The 15,762-nt window shown below is 59.9% G+C and carries 13 protein-coding genes and 1 tRNA gene; 8 read left to right on the forward strand and 6 right to left on the reverse strand.

Annotated elements, in window-relative coordinates; translation table 11 throughout:
• Positions 1–120: 120 nt before the first annotated feature.
• Positions 121–2,832, forward strand: coding sequence for a sigma 54-interacting transcriptional regulator (locus HUV26_RS08520; protein ID WP_174409693.1), 2,712 nt, complete (start codon positions 121–123; stop codon positions 2,830–2,832).
• Between the two features lie 197 nt (positions 2,833–3,029).
• On the opposite strand, the gene HUV26_RS08525 is transcribed toward HUV26_RS08520, so the two are convergent.
• The 4 genes from HUV26_RS08525 to HUV26_RS08540 all read right to left on the reverse strand — a co-directional run bounded on the left by HUV26_RS08525 (position 3,030) and on the right by HUV26_RS08540 (position 6,350).
• On the reverse strand, positions 3,030–3,479 hold the full coding sequence (locus HUV26_RS08525) for a response regulator (protein ID WP_174409694.1): 450 nt from the start codon (positions 3,477–3,479) through the stop codon (positions 3,030–3,032).
• Between the two features lie 93 nt (positions 3,480–3,572).
• Entirely contained in the window at positions 3,573–5,039 is a 1,467-nt protein-coding gene (locus HUV26_RS08530; RefSeq protein ID WP_174409695.1) for an SLC13 family permease, read from the reverse strand.
• Between the two features lie 55 nt (positions 5,040–5,094).
• Complete coding sequence (locus tag HUV26_RS08535) at positions 5,095–5,649, reverse strand: CBS domain-containing protein (protein WP_174409696.1); 555 nt, start codon at positions 5,647–5,649, stop codon at positions 5,095–5,097.
• A 624-nt stretch (positions 5,650–6,273) separates the two neighbouring features.
• Positions 6,274–6,350, reverse strand: a tRNA-Arg gene (locus HUV26_RS08540).
• 201 nt (positions 6,351–6,551) lie between these two features.
• Between HUV26_RS08540 and HUV26_RS08545 the strand changes: the two genes are divergently transcribed.
• The 4 genes from HUV26_RS08545 to HUV26_RS08560 all read left to right on the forward strand — a co-directional run bounded on the left by HUV26_RS08545 (position 6,552) and on the right by HUV26_RS08560 (position 12,534).
• Positions 6,552–7,802: a bifunctional folylpolyglutamate synthase/dihydrofolate synthase gene (locus tag HUV26_RS08545; RefSeq protein WP_174409697.1), complete on the forward strand. Its 1,251-nt coding sequence runs from the start codon at positions 6,552–6,554 to the stop codon at positions 7,800–7,802.
• Positions 7,803–8,095: 293 nt separating this feature from the next.
• Positions 8,096–9,520 carry an L-seryl-tRNA(Sec) selenium transferase gene (gene selA, locus HUV26_RS08550; RefSeq protein ID WP_174409698.1) on the forward strand — a complete coding sequence of 475 codons (1,425 nt, stop codon included), beginning with the start codon at positions 8,096–8,098 and terminating at the stop codon, positions 9,518–9,520.
• A gap of 270 nt (positions 9,521–9,790) precedes the next feature.
• Entirely contained in the window at positions 9,791–11,230 is a 1,440-nt protein-coding gene (locus HUV26_RS08555) for an aminopeptidase (protein ID WP_174409699.1), read from the forward strand.
• Between the two features lie 119 nt (positions 11,231–11,349).
• A complete protein-coding gene (locus HUV26_RS08560) occupies positions 11,350–12,534 on the forward strand; it encodes an iron-containing alcohol dehydrogenase (protein ID WP_174409700.1) in 1,185 nt (394 codons plus the stop codon).
• Positions 12,535–12,604: 70 nt separating this feature from the next.
• On the opposite strand, the gene HUV26_RS08565 is transcribed toward HUV26_RS08560, so the two are convergent.
• Both HUV26_RS08565 and HUV26_RS08570 read right to left on the reverse strand, forming a co-directional pair.
• On the reverse strand, positions 12,605–13,339 hold the full coding sequence (locus tag HUV26_RS08565) for an energy-coupling factor ABC transporter ATP-binding protein (RefSeq protein WP_174409701.1): 735 nt from the start codon (positions 13,337–13,339) through the stop codon (positions 12,605–12,607).
• Complete coding sequence (locus tag HUV26_RS08570; protein WP_174409702.1) at positions 13,336–13,884, reverse strand: biotin transporter BioY; 549 nt, start codon at positions 13,882–13,884, stop codon at positions 13,336–13,338. Before HUV26_RS08570 ends, HUV26_RS08565 begins: the two co-directional genes overlap by 4 nt.
• Positions 13,885–14,094: 210 nt before the next feature.
• Here HUV26_RS08570 and HUV26_RS08575 point away from each other — a divergent pair, with 210 nt between their 5' ends.
• The 3 genes from HUV26_RS08575 to nikR all read left to right on the forward strand — a co-directional run bounded on the left by HUV26_RS08575 (position 14,095) and on the right by nikR (position 15,760).
• Positions 14,095–14,517 (forward strand): DUF4079 family protein, encoded by a 423-nt coding sequence (locus tag HUV26_RS08575; protein ID WP_174409703.1) that lies wholly within the window; start codon positions 14,095–14,097, stop codon positions 14,515–14,517.
• Positions 14,518–14,617: 100 nt separating this feature from the next.
• Positions 14,618–15,295 (forward strand): class I SAM-dependent methyltransferase, encoded by a 678-nt coding sequence (locus HUV26_RS08580; protein WP_174409704.1) that lies wholly within the window; start codon positions 14,618–14,620, stop codon positions 15,293–15,295.
• 45 nt (positions 15,296–15,340) lie between these two features.
• On the forward strand, positions 15,341–15,760 hold the full coding sequence (nikR, locus tag HUV26_RS08585) for a nickel-responsive transcriptional regulator NikR (protein ID WP_174409705.1): 420 nt from the start codon (positions 15,341–15,343) through the stop codon (positions 15,758–15,760).
• The last annotated feature ends 2 nt before the right edge of the window (positions 15,761–15,762 follow it).

Genomic DNA, 15,762 nt, shown 5'->3' on the forward strand with positions numbered 1-15,762 from the left:
TCCCGATTTTGTTCCTCTTGACGTAGCGGTTCATAATGGGTAGCGGAATACATTGTGCGCGAATTGCGACATGTATTCTGCGCGATAGAGTTCTGTTGCGTGATTCTGCGGGAGAAAGGCATGAATATCCTCAGCCGTCGGTTGGGACGTCAGGAAATGGCACCCGTTTTGGGCGATTTCCGGTATGCGTCACTCAGGACCAAGCTCATGCTTGTGCTCATCCCTTCCATTGCCCTTATTCTGGTGATTGCGGGCATCATAACCTACTTCATTACCTTTGATTACGTGACGATAGCCCTGCGGCGCAACGCCATGGTGCATAACCTTGCCACGGCGGAAGCGGTGCGCGCGTTGCTTGAGGAAGGCAGGAAAGATATTTCGGTCATTGCGCAAGCCTCCGGTTCTTCCACCGGGCTCAAGGAGTATTTTACCCGCAATGCGGCTGCGGGGGGTGTCGCCTACCTTGCCGCCGGGAGAATTGGCCCGGACGGCGAGGGATACATGGTTTCACTGGTGAACCAGAGTCCCCTGCAGGTAGCGGAGCAATTCTCCCTTAAGGATATGCGCCCGGCACCGCATGAACTCATGCTGCACCTTTCCGCCGTGCCGACCGGGCATGTGTGGATATCTCCCGTAGAGACGGTATTCATTCCCCAGCCCAGGGGCATTCCCATCCGCAAGCTTGCCGAACTGCCTGCCATAACCTTTGCTACAGCCACAGAAACCCCGGCGGGGCGGACTATTCATTTCCTCATTCTCGATGCCCGCGATGTGCGGAACATCCTTTCCCTGTACGAGTCGGAACAGTCCCCCATATGGGCTTTTGCCCGGACGCACGAGGTGCGTTACAGCTACATGTTCAATACGGCGGGGTGGATTCTCTTTCAATCCGAGTCGCCGGAAACGCCGGAAGCGCCTCTATCCACCTATCTTGCGCGATCGGCAAAGAGCGGTACGCTCGGCACGCCGGAACTCGCCTGTGCCTTCCGCCCCGAGGCCAAAGATCGCTTCTGGCATATCGTGGGTGACGTGCGGCAGGGGAAAAAGGGGATAATGAAAGACCCGAGGGGAGCGTCCATTGACGATAACCTCAAAGAAACCTCCATAGCCTATGCGCCCATCATGTTCCGCCCCGCCAAAGACGCACCGGCCTTTGTGTACGCCGGCGTTGCCTTCAGCGATGTGAGCAGGCTTACCGTTGCCGCCGGATACAAACATGTGGATGTGATGATAGCCGTGGTGCTTGTGGCCTGCGTTGTGGCGGGGGCGCTGATTTATCTCATCTGCCGGGTGCTCACGCGTTCCGTGGTACAGCTCGCGGAGGCCGTGGGAGAGATCAACCAATCCGGCTCGCTGGCACCCATTGCCATGGACCCGAGCGGGTACGAGGCGTTGCTGCTGAAAAGTTCCATCAACCGCATGCTGGAAACCATACGGAATCAGTTTGCAGAGATTCGCCGTAAAGACCGCACCATACGCGATGTAGGTCTCATGCAGCGCATTTCGTCAGAGGAGCTTTCGCAGGAGCTGCATTCAACCGCGTGTGAAAGAATGCCCAGCATCATCGGGGGCGGAGCCGTGCTGGACGCATTGCGGCAGGAGATACTGAAAGCCGCTCAGGTAGATGCGGATGTGCTCATAGTGGGGGAAACAGGAACCGGTAAGCAATTGACCGCAGAAGCAATTCACTTGAACAGCAGGCGTGCGGAGTATCCTTTTATCTCCATAAACTGCGGCGAGCTGGATGAGAATCTGCTCATAGATACGCTTTTCGGCCATGTTAAGGGGGCCTTTACAGAGGCGCGTGCAGATCGGCAGGGAGCCTTCCGCGAAGCGGAAAACGGCACCCTGTTTCTGGACGAGATTCAGTTGGCATCTGCCCGTGTGCAGCAGGCATTGTTGCGCGCGCTGGCCATGCGGCTCATCAAGCCCCTGGGCAGCGACAGGGAGGTGCCCGTGAATGTGCGGGTTATTGCCGCCACCAACGTGGACCTGCGCAAGCTGCTTGCAGAGGGGCGTTTCCGTGAAGACCTCTTTTTCCGGCTGAACGTCATCACCGTAACCACGCCGCCACTGCGGCGGCATCCGGAAAATATCGTGCCCATCGCCTTCCATTATCTGGGCGAGGCGGCGGAAGAACTGGGCAAGCCCCACCTTGCTCTCAGCCGCGGGGCAGTGGAAAAACTCAAGGTGTATCAATGGCCGGGGAATATCCGGGAGTTGAAAAACGCCATTATCCGCGCTGCCGTAATGAGTAATAATGATGTGATTCAGGCTTCGTGCCTCGTTTTGGGCAATGAGGTCGGTCATGCTGGCGGACAGGTGGCCGAAGGCCCGCCTGCGGGAGCGGAGCGGCCCGTATCATTGGAAGAAGCCGTGTGTATGGGCACGACAGGTATGGAAGAGCCGCTTTCTCCCGACGAGGTGCCGTGGGTTCCGGGCAATGTGTCCGGCGATGGTCAGGCCTCCTGGGCGGTGCGTCCGCAGGGCGGTCCGGCCGGAAACACCAAGGAACTTGCGTCCGGTGAGAATGCCGGAGGGCCGGAGCCACGTGCGGCGTTGCCGGAAAGCCCTGCGGAGGCAGCGCACGCAGAGGCGGTTGCGGTTGGAAACATGGAAGGGCTGAACAGCCGCCAGCGTGTGGCGTGGAACGTGCTTCAGGAGCGCGGAGAGATTACCCGCAGGGAGTACGAGGAGCACATCGGCGGCAGCGTTGCCCCCCGCACAGCGTTGTACGACCTGCAGGATATGGTGCGACGCGGGCTCGTGGAGCGGCGCGGAAGCGGGCCGGGAACGGTATACCGCCTTGTGACTGCCAAGCCTATTGCGTAGCGTAGAAGCTATTCTGTTGCGGGCAGACACGCTGTTCTGCCAGCACAAAGAACCGCCCGCGCGAGATGTCGCGCGGGCGGTTTTGTGTGTTATTCCGGCCTGACGCCCTGCGTAGGGGAACAGGGCGCAGGCCGGTGGGGTTCTCCTCTGCCTTTGTACCGTTACGACGGCAGAGGAACCGGGTTTGCTGTGAAGAATCAGAACCAACTGGTCTTCTGCACCTTATCCAGTTGTGCCCGCTCTTCCGCCTTGCGGATGCGCTCTTCGCGGTCACGCTTCACGGTGGTGGCTTCGTTGATCTTGCCCAGCAGTCCTTCGAATTCATACGGCTTCATCATGTAGTCAAAGGCGCCGAGCCGCATTCCTTCCACCGCGGAAGGCACGTCTGCATGGCCTGTGAGCAGCAGCACTTCCACGCCCAGATGCTTGGCGCGGATTTCGCCCAGCGTCTCTATGCCGCTCATGCCGGGCATTCTGATATCCAGCACCACCACATCCAGAGGAACAGTGTCCAGGATGGCCAGTGCCGCGCTGCCGCTTCCGGCTGTATGCACCTCGTATCCACGTTCCTTCAGGCGCTTGGAAAGCGTGTTGCGGAAGTCTTCCTCATCATCCACCAGCAGAACTCTTGTCTTGTCTTCGTTCATTATACACCTCTGTTATGCCCATCCGGCCATGTGCCGTTTGGGGTGGTGAAACCATTTTCCAGTTCCGGGTTGTTGCGCGTTATGCTGCCCGGTCTAGTTGAAACCGATGAGGGGCCAGTAGGTCAGCGCGCTCAGAACGCATATTGCCAGCAGCACCAAGCACCACGGAATAGCGACCTTGGAGAACTCTATCTGATTGAAGTAGCCCGTGCTGTAAGCAATGATGGTGGGCGGGCAGCCTATGACCAGCATGATGAAGGACGTGGTCATGGGAGAAAGCAGACCCACGGTTTCCACACTCATGTTCATCATTTCCGCCATGGGCAGGGTAATGGGCAAACTCAGTGCCACGGCCGCGGAGTTGCTCATCATGCTGGAGAGCACGGAGCCGAAAAGGCCCATGCCGTAGTAGGTGATAAAGGCGTTATGACCTTCCAGCAGGGGAATGAGCGATTCAGCCAGAAACTTGCCAAGACCGGACTTGAGCATGGCTTCGCCCAGAGAGACGCCGGAGCCGAAGACTATCCACGATTCCCACGGGAACTTGTCGCAGATGGTCTTGAAGGAAACCCAGCCGGGAGCGCAGAAGAAGGCGAGGGCAATGGCCGCGACCACGCTCACGTGCCAGCCGGTAAGGTCACCGAGGAACCAGAGGATGAAGGCGGCGGAGAAGACCAGCGAAACACCCAGTTCCGCAGAACTCATCTTGGGCATGGATTCGATCTTTACGGAGGCGGGCAGTTCCACTTCCTTGGGGCGGAATACCGCGTAGCAGATGACCCATGTGGCAAGAGCGGTGAGGATACATACCGGGAATTCAATGATTGCGTACTTCAGGAAGCCTATCTTTACGGCAACACCGGTAGTTTCGAGAATGAACTTCTGGGTAATATCCACAGCAAGGGCGCAGCGACCGCCGCCGAGCAGCGTGCCGAAGCCCCCGGCAGATGCTGCCAGCGGGATGAGGATGATAAAGAACTTGCTCAGGTTATTGCTCTTCTTGGGGGTAATGCCCATGGCGTGGAAGATGGGCAGAATGGCAAAGAGCATGATGATGGTGATGGTGGCATCGTGGAATATGGAGGAAAGAATGGTGCTGCTCACGGCAATGAAAAAGCTCAGCTTCTTCACGTTGGTTCCCGCGAATCGCAGAATCCAAAAGAGCAGACGCTTGGCCAGCCCCACTTCGTTCAGCACCACGCCGAACATGATAATCATCATGACGAACATGACCGCTTGGTTAGCGTATGGCGCCCAGGCGGCGGAACTCTTTGTCACCTTGAGCATGATCATCAGGGCCGTGGCGAGCAGGGCGGTTACGCCGATGGGAATGGCTTCAGAAACCCACAGGAATACTAAAGGGATAAGTATGGCTGCCAGCCTGTGAGCCTCTATCGGCAGGTTGTCCGGACGGGGCAGGAGCAGAATCAGCGCGCCGAGTCCTGCAGCGATAAGCAGCTTTATAATCATGGAACGGGTGGACTGGGTAGGACCCTGCGGCTCTTCCTCGTGGACAACAAGTTCATTGGGGGAATGGTCCCGTACGTCTTGTGCGCTCATGATAATTCTCCTTTATGGTGCTCGTTCAGCAGTCTTGCGGTGAGTGTGCGCCGGGTTAAAGGCGGCAGGTTTCCTTAATTCTGCGCCCTATCTCCCGGTAGACATCGGAGAAGCGCAACATGCCCATAAGCTTGTTCCCGTCCATGACAAACAAAGAATCGTGCCTGAACATGACGAACATATGGAAGGCGTTGTTCAGGGATTCTTCCAGATCAATAATCTGCGAACTGTTGGGAGACTGAATGAAGTCGCGTACCAGCACATCCTTGGCTGTGGTGCACAGATCATCCAGCGGCTTTGCCCATAGTACGGACTGGTTGCGCATGGACTGGATAACGTAGTCGAAGTTACCCACAAAGGTGCTTGTCTGTTCGTTGAGCAGCTTGTCGTAGTTAGGTTCCAGTCCGCGCACCACATCAATGGGTGACAGCTTGCCCACAACCTTGTTTTCGCTGTCTGTTACAAGCAGAATGCGCTGTTCCCGCTTGCCCGAAACATAATCCTCCTGTGCCCGTTCCAGAGCGATAACAGCGCCTGCCAGGGTGGCTGTCTCTGATATGAGAGGAAACTTGGCTATGGGAACCATCAGATTTTTAACTTTTTCATACATGGCTGGTGCTCCTTTCATGCTTCCGTCGACGGGGGAGGGCCGTCTTCGGTTCTGCTGGGGGAGGTTTCCCCTCTGCCTCCGACACGTTCCATGTCTGCCCTCTATCAATGGTCGTGCCAGTTCAAGGGTGCACGATATGGCTCTATGTAGTATTTGATTGTAATAAATAGATAAAATTTTTGTTACACTTTTCACAAGAGGGTTTCGTGCAACCTCCGCCTGCCGTAAGGGCGGTGCCGTGGCACGGGCAGCCTGCCGCGCTGCACGATTGTACTGCAGGAAGTAAAGAGCAGTTGCACGATGCGCGAACTTTTCTTGCATGATGCGTGATGGTTTTCTGAAGGAAGACCATATTCTGGCGCTTATTTGCCCGATGATGCCGATGTGGTTGCACGATATGGAGCCGTGCGGAGATGTTCTGCACGTTTTGTGCACGATGGGGAGGCGGGGAGCTTGTGGATTTGCACGGTGTGCAGGGTGATCTTCCCATTTTTTGGAGGCCTGAGAAGTGGAGGCTATGCAGCTATGTTCATTGCACGCTTTTGGGTTTTCATTTTGCGTGTGGGGCAGGGTGTGGGGAAAAGAAAAAGGACTTGAAGGCAAACCTTCAAGTCCTTGATGTTTTGGCGCGCCTGGGAGGATTCGAACCCACGGCCGTCTGCTTAGAAGGCAGATGCTCTATCCGACTGAGCTACAGGCGCGCATTGGCCGGGTTATGCATGGTGGCATAGCCGGTTCCCTTGCGGGAGGTCTGTTCTGTATACGAGGTCTGCGGGCAGGGTCAAGGGTAAGGTGTATGCTTGTCCGGAAAAAGGTGGGGGAGTGGTGCAGGCCGTACCAATCTCCGCTTGACGCGGTGCCCGCCATGACCTTACGCCAGAAAGATGAGCGAAACAAACACCGTGCATTTTCAAGCATACGATGAGGTTGAGGCCTATCTTGCCAAGCTGGGCCTCTTTCATATGGATATGAGTCTGGACCGCATAACCGCCGTGCTGGACGAGGTGGAGCTGCGCAGACCGCCCTATGCCGTGGCGCAGGTGCTGGGCACAAACGGCAAGGGGAGCACCAGCACGTTTCTGGCTGCGTTGGGACAGGCGGCGGGGCTGGATACGGGGTTGTTCACATCGCCCCATTTTGTGACGCCCCGTGAGCGGGTGCGGGTGAACGGGCACATGCTGGACGAGGACGAATGGTGCGACCTTGCCAACGATATCATGAACGCAGGGGGCGGCACGCTCACCTATTTTGAGTTCATCACCGTGCTGGCTGTGCTCGCCTTTCATGATTATGAAGTGCATCTTGCCGTGTTCGAGGCGGGACTGGGCGGCATGTACGACGCCACCACAGCCATTGCCAGCGATGTGACGGTGTATGCGCCCATTGCCATGGACCATGAGCAGGTGCTGGGCGAACGGCTTGAGGATATTGCCCGCGACAAGGCGGGAGCCATCCGGCACAATGTGCCCGTAGTCACCCATGTGCAGGATGAGGCGGCCCTTGCCGTGCTGCGTGACGTGGCGGCGCAGAAGGGAGCGCGGCTGCATATGGCGGAAGAGATGGTGACCATGCCGCAGGATGCCCGGTTTGGGCTGACCGGCGCGCATCAGAGGGATAACGCCTGCCTTGCGCTGGGTGCGTTCAAGCTGCTGGCTGAGTCGCACGGCTGGAATCCGCCGCCGATAATGGATTGGGACGATGTGAAGGAACTGGCCTTTGCGGATGCGTGGATAGCCGGACGCATGCAGGAGGTTCCCGCACAGGCGGACCATCCTGCCCTGATTCTGGACGGTGCGCATAACGAGCACGCTATTGCCGCCTTGAAAGAGGCGTTGCGTCTGCGGGGTGACAAGCCCGCCGCTATCATTTTCGGCTGCATGGGCGACAAGGTGCTGGACGGCATTGTTCCGTTGCTGCTTTCCATGACCGATGGTCCTGTCTTTCTGCCGCCCATTGCCGAGAATGAACGGGCCATGAATCCCGAGGAACTCGCCAAGGTTTTGGGAGAGCGCGCCCGGGTGAGTGCTTCGCTGGGCGAGGCGCTGCGGCAGGCACGCAAGTTGGCCGGGGAGCGGGAGGTGCTGCTCTGCGGTTCCTTGTATTTGCTGGGTGAGTTCTTTACACTGCGGCCCGCATGTCTTGAGCGGGAATAGGGCGTTTCCCCTGTATTGGTGAGCGGGAACCATTGATGCCGGGGCGCAGGTGTCCGGTGCCTGCGGGCCTGGCCTGCGGGTCTGACCGACGGTTCTGGCCGACTGTTCGGGCGCACCGTGCGCGGCGCATGCGCGGGCCGTGTTTCGGCTGCCGGAGTGAGGGTATTCTCCGGTCTTTTGCCGCCCCCGTTTCGGGTGGGGCGGCAGAGGCTGGCAGCAGCGGAGTTGGCCGCCCTGCCGTGCAGCAGGAAGAACCGGCGGGCCGCTCTTTACAGATGAAAAGGAGCTTCTCTGTGTCACAACTTTTTCGCGCGCTGCCTTCTGTGGACAGGGCGCTGGACGCCCTGCGGAGCTACGGCGGATCCTCTGTCCTCAAAGGGATGGACGACGTTCCCCGCGCCATGCTGCGCGACCATGTGAACGGTTTTCTGGATGTCTGCCGTGAGGAGATTCGCGCGGGCGTGCACAGCGTGCCGGAGCAATTGGCACTAGAGGTTCTGCTGCCCCGTATGGCGGCCTACGTGCGCGCCAAGTGCAGGCCGCATTTCCGGCGCGTGCTTAACGGTACGGGCGTGGTGGTGCATACCAATCTGGGCCGTTCCCTGCTGGCGGATGTGGCAGTGGAGGCGGTGCGCGAGGCCTGCGCCCATTATTCCAATCTGGAGTTTGATCTTGGCACGGGCGAGCGCGGCAGCCGCTACAGCCATGTGGAACGTATTCTCTGTCAGGTGACAGGAGCAGAGGCGGGGCTGGTGGTGAATAACAATGCCGCAGCCGTTATGCTGGTTTTGGATACCCTGTGCAAGGGGCGTGAGGTTGTTGTTTCACGCGGGCAGCTGGTGGAGATAGGCGGGAGCTTCCGCATTCCGGAGGTTATGGAAAAAAGCGGCGCCATTCTGCGTGAGGTGGGAGCCACCAACCGGACCCACCTGCGGGATTACGAAAACGCCATTACGGAACAGACTGCCGCGTTGCTGCGGGTGCATACCTCTAACTTCCGCGTGGTGGGGTTCCATAAGGAAGTGACGCTGGAAGAGATGGTGGCGTTGGGCAGAAAGTATGAGCTTCCCGTGCTGGAAGACCTTGGCAGCGGGAGTTTTCATGATTTTTCCGGCATGGGGCTGGGCGACGAGCCTACGGTGCAGCGGGTGGTGGCTGCCGGACCGGATGTGGTGACCTTTTCCGGCGACAAGGTGCTGGGGGGACCGCAGGCGGGAATTATTGTGGGCAGAAAGGAATGGATAGACCGCATCAAGCGCAACCCCATGAACCGTGCCCTGCGCATAGACAAGATGACCCTTGCCGCCCTTGAGGCAACCTTGCGCCTGTATGCAGACCCCGAAACCGCCCGCAGACGCATCCCCACTCTTGCCATGATTACCGCGCCTGCCGATGAACTGAAGCGGCGCGCCCGCAGGCTGGCAGCCCGCATCAGGCGAGAGCTGGGCGACCTGTTCGGCGTTTCGCTGCTGGCGGACGCTTCACGCGTGGGCGGAGGCTCGTTTCCTGAACGGGATCTGCCTACCACGCTGGTGCGGCTGGTTCCCACCGGCTTTTCTGCCACGGAGCTGAAGCAGCGGCTGCTGGATACGGACCCGCCCCTTGTGGGACGGCTGGATGACGATGCTTTCTGCCTGGACCCGCGCACACTGGCGGATGCGGAATTTCCGTTGGTCTGTGACGCATTGCGGCAGGCGTGTGAAGGGGCATCATCTTAGTTGAGGGTGCCCCGGCGGATTTCTGAACCGGCTGCCTTCATGGTGTTTCCGCTGGAGAATACGGAATGGGCCACGGTGGGAGCCACGGTGGGCCAAGGTGGGCCAAGATGGGGCAAAGCAGGCAGAGCCGATGTGAATGGCGCAGGCAGGCTGCACCTGCACACGCCCGACAATATAAGCAAGCAAAGGATGCCGCAGTGACCGTGCTGACCATGATAAGGGCGTATGCCTAGTCAGCACCGGATATGCGGCACCATACGGAGCCATAGCATGAGCGATTCTCTGGAGTTTTCTCCCAAAAGCTGCTGGGAGGTTTACGGCGGCGAGGCGGACCTTGCCGCCATGGACGCACTGGCAGCGCGGTATATTGACTTTATTTCCACCTGCAAGACCGAGCGGGAAACCATAGACTACGTGGTGGAACGGCTGCGCGCGGCGGGGTATACCACCAACTTTGGTCATGACGCCGTGTACCGCGTATTCCGGGGCAAGACCATCTTCATAGCCCGCAAGGGCAGGCGCGCCCTGTCGCAGGGGATGCGGCTTCTCGGCGCGCATGCCGACACGCCGCGCATAGACCTGAAACAACGCCCGCTGTACGAATCCTGCGGAGTGGGGCAGGCAAAGACGCATTATTACGGCGGGATACGCAAGCATCAGTGGTTCTCGCGCCCGCTGGCCCTGCACGGTGTGATTGTGCGGCAGGACGGTTCGGTCGTGAAGGTGAACATAGGCGAAGACCCCGGTGATCCCGTGTTCGCCATTGCGGACCTGCTGCCCCATCTGGCGCAGAATCAGGCCAAGCAGGTGCTTGCCGAAGCCTTTGAGGCCGAGAAGATGAACATTATCCTCGGGCATCGCCCCGCGGATGCGCCGCAGGCGGAAGCTGCCGTGGAAGGCAAGGCAACGGAAGGAGGCAAGGCAGCCGGGGAAACCGCTGCCAAGGACAAGATTAAGCGCCGCGTGCTGGAACTTTTGCACGCCAAGTACGGGGTATGCGAGGAAGACCTGTATTCTGCGGAATTGCAGGTTGTTCCCGCAGGTCCCGCCCGCACGGTGGGGTTGGACGGGGCGCTCATAGGCGGGTACGGGCAGGATGACCGCATATGCTGCTTTGCCGCGCTCGAGGCCATGCTGGACGCGGCGGATGCGGCGGATGCCGAGCCGGAATACACCCGGACCCTGCTGCTGTGGGACAAGGAGGAGATAGGCTCCGAAGGTTCCACGGGGGCAAAGTCGCGCTTCTTTGAATACTGCGTGGAAGACCTCATTCAGGCGTGGTCGCCCGCAGCCCGGTTCAGCGATGTGATGCTGAACACCAAGGCCGTTTCTGCCGATGTGCACGGCGCGCTGGACCCGGACTATCAGGACCTGCATGAGAAGCTGAACGCCGCCACCATCGGCTATGGCCCCTGCTTCTGCAAGTTCACGGGACACCGCGGCAAGTATGAGGCCAACGATGCGCACCCCGAATACGTGGGGTGGCTGCGCGGCGTGCTGAACGCCGCAGGCGTGCCGTGGCAGATGGCGGAACTGGGCCGGGTGGACCTTGGCGGCGGAGGAACCGTTGCCATGTACCTTGCGGCATACGGCATGGATATCATCGACTTTGGTCCGGCCATTCTTGCCATGCACAGCCCCTTTGAGCTGTCCAGCAAGGCCGACCTGTACGCCACGGTCAAGGCCTACAGGGCGTTTCTTACCGCATAGCCGGTTTGCGACTGTCCGTGCCGCAGGGCCGGACATGATTATCACGCGGCTACACGGGGCTATCATTCCGGTTGCGTTCGCGCCGGGGTACCGTTGCGCACAGACAAGGAGGCCATTCGATGATCAATTTCCAGTTTCACATGCCCACGCGCATTATTTTCGGACCCGGCAAGCTGAACGAGCTTGGCACCACGCCGCATCTGCCGGGCAGAAAGGCGCTTATCGTCATCAGTGCGGGAGGCTCTATGGTCCGGCACGGGTACATGCAGCTTGTGCAGACGTTGCTGGCACAGAACGGTGCGGAATCTGTGGTGTTTGACCGCGTGCAGCCCAATCCGGTGCTGGAGCATGTGACCGAAGGAGCCGCCCTTGCCCGCGCGGAGGGGTGCGATTTTGTGCTCGGTCTGGGGGGCGGAAGCTCCATAGACTCCGCCAAGTCCATTGCCCTTATGGCCAATAATCCCGGCAACTACTGGGACTACATGCCCGGCGGCACTGGCGGCAGGCAGGTGCCGCCCAACCCTGCGCTGCCCATCGTAGCCATTCCCACCACGGCGGGAACAGGTACCGAGGCGGACCCGTGGACGGTGATAACCCGTGAGCAGACAAGGGAGAAGATAGGCTGGGGCAACGATTCCACCTACCCTGCGCTTTCCATTGTGGACCCGCGTCTCATGCTGAGCGTGCCGCCGCGAGTGACCGCCATGACCGGCATGGATGCCTTTTTCCATGCGGTGGAGGCGTATGTCTCCCGTGCGCGGCAGCCTTCCAGCGACCTGCTGGCGCAGCAGGCGGTGAGCCTTATCACGTCCTTTCTGCCGCAGGTGGTCAAGGACGGGTCAGGCGTTGAGGCGCGCACCATGCTGGCGTGGGCTTCCACTGCGGCGGGGCTGTGCGAGTCGCTTTCGTCCTGCATTTCGCATCATTCCATGGAGCATGCGCTTTCTGCGTATTATCCGGATATTCCGCACGGGGCGGGACTGGTTATGCTCTCCGTGCCGTATTTCCGCCATCTCACGCGGTATGTGCCGGACCGCATGGTGGACCTTGCCTATTTTATGGGGGCGGATGTGGACGCCATGCCCGCCAAAGAGCAGCCGCTTGCCTTTGTTGCCGCGCTGGAGAAGCTTATAGCGGATATCGGGCTGGATGACCTGACCTTTTCCGCCTACGGGGTAAAGCAGTCGGATATGCCCAAGCTGGCGAAGAACGCGCTGGAGACCATGGGCGGGCTGTTTAACCTTACGCCCACGCAGATGAACGAGCGGGTGGTGACGGAGATTTTTGAGGCGGCTTATCGGTAGCTTGCCTGCGTTCTGACAATCTGTTTACGAATGCATTCCCCCCGGAGCGGTACGCCGTTGCGGGGGGAAACTATTCCCACGGAACGATGCCCAGCCCCCGCTGCCACGAGCAGGGCTGGCGCACGCCGAAGGCGGGAATGGCATCCAGCACCTCTTGCGGGGTGCCGGCAAGAACCTGTTCGCCCTGATGTAGCACTACCATGCTGTCCGCAAGGTCAATGACCGGCTCAAGGTCGTGCACGGAAATGATCTGCGTAAGCCTGTGCTTGCGGTTATTGGCCAGAATTGCCCGCATTTCGCGTATGGCCGGGTAGTCCAGCCCGGAGAACGGTTCATCCAGAAGCAGCAGTGCCGGTGAGGCAAGCAGTGCTACGGCGAGGCAGAGTTTGCGCTTCTGCCCGTAGGAAAGGGTGTGCACGGGCGAGTGCCAGTGTTCCGCAAGGTCGAACCGCGCCGCCATGTCGCGCGCTGTTTCCTCCGCGTCCGTAAGGCCGGGGGGAAAGGCCAGCAGCATGTCTTCCGCCACGGTGGAGCCGATGATCTGAAGGTCTGCGTCTTGCAGAACCAGAGCGGAAAGGCCGCGCAGCTTATCTTCTTTGCCCGGCGAGGCAATGCCTGCCACTGTCAGTGTGCCCGATGCGGGAGCGTACAGTCCTGCAAGCAGGGAAAGAAGCGTGGATTTGCCGCTGCCGTTCACGCCGCACAGGCACAGCACCGTTCCTTCCGGCACGTCGAAGGTGACGTTCTTCAGCGAAGGACGGCCCGCGCCGGGATAGGCGAAGGTGAGCGAGCGCGCGTGTATCACGACGGCAGAAGCCTCCGGCTGTGCAGGAAACGATAGGCCACCACCGCTCCGGCAACCTTAAGCATGTCGGCGATGACGAACGGGACCATGCCGATGGAAAACGCCTTGGTGTAGGAAATATCCAGTACGAACTTGAGGCGCAGCACCCCGGCAAGGTAGACCGCGCACAGGCCCGCCAGCGACCAGAGCAGGCTTTTCATGAACGAGGCGGTGCGGGGCGGCTGCGATGAACCCATACCCGCCAGAAACGCCGTGCCGATGTAGCCGATAAGGTAGCCGCCCGTGGGGCCGAGCAGGTGTGCAAAACCCGCCTTGCCGCCCGCAAAGACCGGCAGGCCGATGGCTCCGGCGAGGATGTAAAGCAGCATGGCTGCCGCGCCGTGCATGGGGCCGAGGGCGAGACCCGCCAGCACGATGAAGAAGGTTTGCAGCGTGACGGGGACAGGGCCGATGGGCAACTGCACCATGGCACCCACCACGATGAGTGCGGCAAGCATGGCAGTCCAGACTTGTTTGTGCAGGCCGGAGAGAGGAGAAGGGGTCATTCTGGCGGTCCTGAACATGCCGCATCGCGCGAGCAACTGCGGGTGGTGGTTGTCAAAGTTGCGGATACTGTTACTATGGAGGCAGCATCCGCTGGCAGTTCGGTAGCAGGAGTATGCCGGGCTTGCAAGCGGGAATGCGGGGGCGGGATCCGCTCCCCTGTTGCGGGGCGTTTGCACGTAGTCTGTTCCGATCAGCCGCGAGGAGGTGGCATGCTGTATCTGCATCCGGCCATCATGCCGTTCGTTATCCTGTTTCTGCTGTACGCGCTCCGGCTGGGACTGGACCGCACGTTATCCCGTTTTCCGGGGCGCAGGCGCACTTTCCGGTGGGGCAGCCACGTGCGCTACGGAAGGTATGCCCTGCTCATGCTGCTGGCAGGGGCTGTGGGCGGCGCGTTGGTTGCCCTGTGGCGCTGGGAAGAGGTGGGAAACACGGAGTTGCACTACACGCTTGCGCTTGTCATGCTGCCCATGATGGTTATTGCCTACGGTACCGGGCACATTATGGACGCCTACCGGAGAAAGCGCACACTGCTGCCGCTGGTGCACATGATAAACAATATTCTCTTGTGTGCCCTTGCGGCGGCACAGGTGGTCACGGGCATTGCCGCGTTGCAGGAGTGGGTGCTGTAGGTACGGAATTTTACTGTATGGACTCGCGCCGCAAGCTGCGCTATGCAGACACGCCGCATGCGTTGCGGATACATCCCGGAGTGTTCATACCTTCCTGCGCATGAGGACCGCTGTGGCCGTATTGACGGAATATACCCCCTGCATCGAACTGGACCTTTGCGGCAGGCGGTGGCATCTTGAACGCGCAGCCAGCCTTGAAGCCCTGTGGGAAACCATGGGCGATGACGAGTTCGGCGAGGATGAGCGCCTGCCGTACTGGACGGAGTTGTGGCCTTCGAGCATTGTGCTTGCGCGCTGGCTGTTCGCCAACCGGGCAAGTATTGCCGGAAAACGCTGCCTGGACATGGGTTGCGGGCTGGGCCTGACCGCCCTTGTGGGATCATGGCTGGGCGCACGCGTGGTGGCCATGGACTACGAGCCGCTGGCGCTGCGTTTTGCCAGCCGCAATGCCGCACACAACAACGTGCCCGAACCGCTGTGGGCTGTCATGGACTGGCGGTGCCCGGCCGTGCGTGCAGGAGCCTGCGAGGTGGTGTGGGGCGGTGACATCATGTACGAACGACGTTTCGTGGAGCCTGTGCTCACCTTTCTGGAACACGCGTTGGCTCCGGGAGGTGTGGCTTGGGTGGCGGAGCCGGACAGGGCGGTATATGCCCATTTCCGTACGCAACTGGAGAGCAGGGGCTGGCAGTCGGCGCGCCTTGTCTCGGAGCAGACCGAGGCGCTGTATGAGCAGCCGGTTCCCGTTACCGTCAATCTGTGGGAGTTGCGCCGCTGATGGCGCGGCTGCCCGTAAACCGGACGCCTTAAGGCAGGAGATGCTATGGGTCAGACCATCCGTTTCGGCGTATCGCTGGATTCCGACCTGCTGGAAAAATTTGACGCCCTGTGTGACGAACGCTGCTACCAGACCCGTTCAGAAGCCATCCGCGACCTCATCCGCAACGCGTTGGTGGAGCAGGAATGGAAGGACGAAGGCCGGGAACTGGCAGGCACGCTCACGCTGGTGTACGACCACCACAAGAGCGACCTTTCGCAGAAACTGGTGGAGATTCAGCACGACCACCACCATGTGATCATTACCAGCCTGCATGTGCATCTGGACCACGACAACTGCCTTGAGGTGCTGCTGCTTAAAGGCAGCGGGGAAGAGGTGCGCACCCTCTCGCAGAAGCTTACCTCCACCAAGGGGGTGAAGCATGGAAAACTTACCCTTGCGACAACAGGACAGGATATTGTCTAATA

The sequence above is a fragment of the Desulfovibrio psychrotolerans genome (assembly GCF_013340305.1).
Classification (GTDB): domain Bacteria; phylum Desulfobacterota; class Desulfovibrionia; order Desulfovibrionales; family Desulfovibrionaceae; genus Halodesulfovibrio; species Halodesulfovibrio psychrotolerans.

Excerpts from the sequence above, each read along its gene's own strand:
- HUV26_RS08520 (WP_174409693.1), top strand. The coding sequence starts at position 121 with ATGAATATCCTCAGCCGTCGGTTGGGACGTCAGGAAATGGCACCCGTT.
- HUV26_RS08525 (WP_174409694.1), bottom strand. The coding sequence starts at position 3,479 with ATGAACGAAGACAAGACAAGAGTTCTGCTGGTGGATGATGAGGAAGAC.
- HUV26_RS08530 (WP_174409695.1), bottom strand. The coding sequence starts at position 5,039 with ATGAGCGCACAAGACGTACGGGACCATTCCCCCAATGAACTTGTTGTC.
- HUV26_RS08535 (WP_174409696.1), bottom strand. The coding sequence starts at position 5,649 with ATGTATGAAAAAGTTAAAAATCTGATGGTTCCCATAGCCAAGTTTCCT.
- HUV26_RS08555 (WP_174409699.1), top strand. The coding sequence starts at position 9,791 with ATGAGCGATTCTCTGGAGTTTTCTCCCAAAAGCTGCTGGGAGGTTTAC.
- HUV26_RS08560 (WP_174409700.1), top strand. The coding sequence starts at position 11,350 with ATGATCAATTTCCAGTTTCACATGCCCACGCGCATTATTTTCGGACCC.
- HUV26_RS08570 (WP_174409702.1), bottom strand. The coding sequence starts at position 13,884 with ATGACCCCTTCTCCTCTCTCCGGCCTGCACAAACAAGTCTGGACTGCC.
- HUV26_RS08575 (WP_174409703.1), top strand. The coding sequence starts at position 14,095 with ATGCTGTATCTGCATCCGGCCATCATGCCGTTCGTTATCCTGTTTCTG.
- HUV26_RS08580 (WP_174409704.1), top strand. The coding sequence starts at position 14,618 with ATGAGGACCGCTGTGGCCGTATTGACGGAATATACCCCCTGCATCGAA.
- nikR (WP_174409705.1), top strand. The coding sequence starts at position 15,341 with ATGGGTCAGACCATCCGTTTCGGCGTATCGCTGGATTCCGACCTGCTG.